Origin of the sequence: Thermoleptolyngbya sp. M55_K2018_002 (assembly GCF_015295965.1) — a bacterium.
Taxonomy (GTDB): domain Bacteria; phylum Cyanobacteriota; class Cyanobacteriia; order Elainellales; family Elainellaceae; genus Thermoleptolyngbya; species Thermoleptolyngbya sichuanensis.
The window spans coordinates 1-3,986 of the sequence record NZ_DVEA01000128.1; the positions used below are offsets into that span (position 1 = coordinate 1).

Annotated in this window: 3 protein-coding genes and 1 pseudogene; 1 reads left to right on the forward strand and 3 read right to left on the reverse strand. The window is 59.4% G+C overall.

The genetic code is table 11. The features are described 5' to 3' along the window. Positions 1–934 (forward strand): WD40 repeat domain-containing protein (locus IGS51_RS06235; protein WP_297077226.1); only part of this gene is annotated, 934 nt, incomplete at its 5' end. Between the two features lie 106 nt (positions 935–1,040). Here IGS51_RS06235 and IGS51_RS06240 read toward each other — a convergent pair. The 3 genes and pseudogenes from IGS51_RS06240 to IGS51_RS06250 form a co-directional block, all read right to left on the reverse strand. Next, positions 1,041–2,633, reverse strand: coding sequence for a BamA/TamA family outer membrane protein (locus IGS51_RS06240; protein ID WP_297077228.1), 1,593 nt, complete (start codon positions 2,631–2,633; stop codon positions 1,041–1,043). Between the two features lie 142 nt (positions 2,634–2,775). Then, on the reverse strand, positions 2,776–2,982 hold the full coding sequence (locus IGS51_RS06245; RefSeq protein ID WP_297077230.1) for a hypothetical protein: 207 nt from the start codon (positions 2,980–2,982) through the stop codon (positions 2,776–2,778). 64 nt (positions 2,983–3,046) lie between these two features. Continuing rightward, positions 3,047–3,986, reverse strand: a pseudogene (locus tag IGS51_RS06250) (sulfite reductase, ferredoxin dependent); the annotation flags it as partial.

Below are 3,986 nucleotides of genomic sequence, written 5' to 3' on the forward strand. Positions count from 1 at the left end.
GCCGCCCACCTCACGCCCGCCGCTGGTGCGCCCGACAGTGCCGCAAATCTCTGGCTGGCGCTGTATTCATACTCTGGTGGGGCATGGCTCCTGGGTAACGAGCGTGGCAGTGGACGAAGCGGGGTCGGTCGTGGTCAGCGGCAGCCTAGACGACACAGTAAAAGTGTGGAACCTAACCCAAGGCAACCTGCTGTTTAACCTGGCGGGCCATGGCCGCGATGTCAACGCCGTAGCCGTCAGCCCCGACGGGCGCACCTTGCTGAGCGCGGGCGACGACTGTTTGATTAAAGCCTGGTATTTGCCCACGGGTGCGCCCCTGCGAAACTTATCCGGCCACAGCCGCGATGTGAATGCCCTAGCCATTAGTCCCGATGGGCGGCTGCTGATCAGCGGTGGCGAAGACCGGACGATTCGCTTGTGGAGCCTGGCCAATGGCGCGGTGATCAAGGTGCTGCCGGGGGTGCTGAGCATGATCAAGGCGATCGCCATCGGTCGCGATGGGCGCACCTTTGCCAGCGGCGGGCTAGACAACAAGGTGCGGATTTGGAGCCTGCAAACGGGCGAACAGCTTCGCCTGCTGTCGGGTCACGTCAGCGCGGTGAATGCCCTCGCCTTCCATCCCGACAGCCTGACGCTGGCCAGCGGCAGCCGCGACAAGAGCGTCAAGATCTGGAATCTGCAAACCAGCGAACTGCTGCACAACCTCACCGACCACACCCGCGAGGTGAATGCCTTGGCGTTCAGTCCCGACGGCAAGATTCTCTTTAGCGGCAGCAGCGATGCCACGATCAAGCTGTGGGACGTGGCCAGCGGGCGGCTGATCGATACCCTGGTGGGGCATGGCGATAGCGTGAATGCGATCGCCCTCAGCGGCAACGGTCGTTATCTCGCCAGCGGCAGTTCAGACAACACGGTGCGGGTGTGGCAGCATTGAGGGAAGAAGGAAGAACGAAGAAGGAAGAACGAAGAAGGAAGAACGAAAAACGAAACTTCTTCGTTCTTCGTTTTTCTTTTTTCGTTTTTTCTTTTTCCGTCATGGGCTAGAAGCGATCGCCAAAGGTAGCAATCAGCCTGCTCTCGCCCGTGTCGGTAAAGCCAAACTCTAGCCGGCCAAAGCCCAGCGGCGTGCGGGCTTGCAACCCTGCCCCAAAGCCGAAACCCTCGCCAGGTTTGTCACGGGCGATGGCGGGTTCGCCGATCAAGTCATCGGCCGTGCCCAGGTCATTGGCGTAGTCGATGAACAGGATGCCGCGCAGGTCGATATCGCGGTTAAACAGGTTCAACCGGGCAACCGGAAAGCGATATTCCGCAGTGGCTTGGATAAAGCTGCTGCTGGTGCTGATGCCGCCGCCCGAAAAGCCCCGCACCGAGTTGTTGCCGCCTAGGTTAAAGCCAATGTAGGGCGGCACATCGCCCAGGGTTGTGCCCGCCTGCACGTTTAACACCAGCGTCCGAGGCCCCCGATCAAAGCCGAACAGATTTAACGGCAGGTAGTGGGTATAGGAGCCAGTGAACCGGGTAAAGGCATCGTCCGTGTCGATCAGAAAACCCTGGCTTGCCCCAAACCGCAGCAGAGAGCCTTCGGTAGAATAGGCTCCGTCGTTGCGGCGATCGACCGCTGCCACAAAGTCCACGCTGACTAGGTCATCAATCCCGTTATTTTCTACGGTGAAGCGATTGCCGTCTTCATCTCTGGGGAAAATATTGTCTGAAAAGAAATCGTCGCGCACCGACACCCGCTGATAGGTCACGCCCAGCGCCGACTCGATTTCATTGCCAATGGAAAAGGTATATTCCACGCCGCCGCCCAGTCGGTGAATCCAGGGCGTATCGCCTGTGGGCAGGTCTACGTCGCGATCGCCCCCTTTGAACGCGCCCAAGTGCGATCGCTGGCTAAACACATTCGCGCCAAAGTTGCCAAACACCACGCCCAGGTCGGCTCCCAGCGCCGTGGTGCCGCCCACCACCGCTAGGTGAATGTAGCTGTCTGCGCTGAGGGGTTGTCGCAGGCTGGCCACTGCTGACAGCCCCGTGCTTTGGATCGTCGTCCGCACCACACGCCGTCGCAGGGGACTTTGCAGCGCCGTGGGATCGGGCAGATCGCTTGCAAGCTGAAAGCGGAGCGCATTGCCCTGCTCAAAGTCGTATAGGGCAGGAATTTGGGCGATCGCCTCCGAATCTAGCGCGGTCAGAGACGACTGCTGCTGAGCGGGCACAAGGACGGGCGCTTCAACCCCATCCGGTGCATTTCGGGGGGAAAACGTCGGCTCGACCTCCAGCACCTCTTCGACCCACAAATCCTCAGCGCGGGTCGAAGCGTCTGGCGCGGGCGCGACGACGGTTTCTGGCTCCGGCGCAGACGGCTGAACACCAGACAGACCCCGCCCCTGGCTGCGCGTCGCCTCTGCTTCAAGCTGCTCCAGCGATTCGGGCAGTCGCCCTGCCTGGGCCAGCGGTGCAAGTCCTGCGGCATCGGCTCCGTCTTGCTGGGGATGAAGCGTATCCTGATGAGTTTTCAAGAGTTCTGGAGTTGCCTGGACAGACAGCGCAGACATCAACACCACGCTGATCGTTCCTGCGATCTTTGTCAGCACGCTCAGCGACATCACAGGCAAATGGTAGAGCCGTTGCATGGATTTTATCTCCTCACATAAAAATTTATGAACCCTGCGCCGCCTTTTGTCCTTGGTAAGCCGTCAGTAACAGTAAATTGTCAGTAAACCATTAGCAAATCGTCAGCAAACCGTCAGCAAACCGTCAGTGAACTGTCCTCAGTCACCAAGCAGGATAGCGGGTAGACGGACTCGCTGAAATCAGCGCAATCAACGGTGCTGACCTCATCAAGAAATACATCATCTGGTAATAAAACAGCCGCACCCCAGGCGAATCGGCAAACCCTCGCTGAATCGCCTGGAAGCTGTCCCAGCTTACGCCCGTCTGGACGAATCGCTGCTCGGTGGAAGGGGATAGAGCTTGGGTCATGGCAACAGTCCCAAAGATTCGGTCTAACTTGCCCAGAGTGCTTGCCCAGCGCGTTGACCTGCGGCTAGCGACCAAACTGCTTCAGGTATTCCTCTAGCGCCTGGGTAGTGATGTCGGTCATGGAGAGGCCCTTGTCAGTGGCGATCGCCTTCAGCTTTTCATACACCTCATCGCGGATGCCGATGCGGTAGCGGGCCTTGCCGGGGCGGGCGGGTTTGGCGACCTGGCCAGGCTTGTACGTCGCTGCAAACTGGCGCAAAGCCTCCAGACCAACGCGGTGGGCAAAATCCCCAAAGCTCTCGTTGGCGTTGCGCTTTTGTTTGAAAAAGACGAACAGCGGCTCCAGCGTTTTTTCCAGGTCTTGAATCGGCATCTTGTCCATGTAGACCAGGCCAAGGCGAGTCTGGTGCGGATCGGCTCCCAGCCAAAGCTGATAGGCATCGGGTGCTTGTCCAACAAAGCCAATTTCCGCTAGGTAGGGGCGAGCGCAGCCATTGGGGCAGCCCGTCATCCGCACGACGAAATGCTCATCGGGCAGGCCCACGCGATCCAGCAGGGCGCGAATCCGCTCCAGCACAGTGGGCAGGGCGCGTTCAGATTCGGCGATCGCCAGCCCGCAGGTGGGCAACGCCGGACAGGCCATGGAATAGCGCACCAGCGTATCGATGTCGGTTTCTGCCTGGATGCCGCAGCGGGTCAGGATGGCTTGAATTTTGGGGCGATCGCCCGGCTCGATGTCGTGCAGCAGAATGTTTTGATGCGGGGTCAGGCGCATGGGCAGCGCGAAGGTTTGCTCAATCTCGCGCAGAGCAGTTTTAAGCTGAAACGCGCCCTCATCCTTGACGCGGCCATTTTCCACCGAAATGCCCAAAAACAGTTTTCCGTCGCCCTGCTCATGCCAGCCCAGAAAATCCTTGTATTCAAACGGCGGCAGAGGCTTCAGCGGTTGCAGCGGCTTGCCCAGATAGCTCTCCACCATGCTGCGAAACTTATCCACGCCCCAA

What these genes read in the sequence shown, in the direction of transcription:
- IGS51_RS06240 (WP_297077228.1), bottom strand. Translation starts at nt 2,633, where the DNA reads ATGCAACGGCTCTACCATTTGCCTGTGATGTCGCTGAGCGTGCTGACA.
- IGS51_RS06245 (WP_297077230.1), bottom strand. Translation starts at nt 2,982, where the DNA reads ATGACCCAAGCTCTATCCCCTTCCACCGAGCAGCGATTCGTCCAGACG.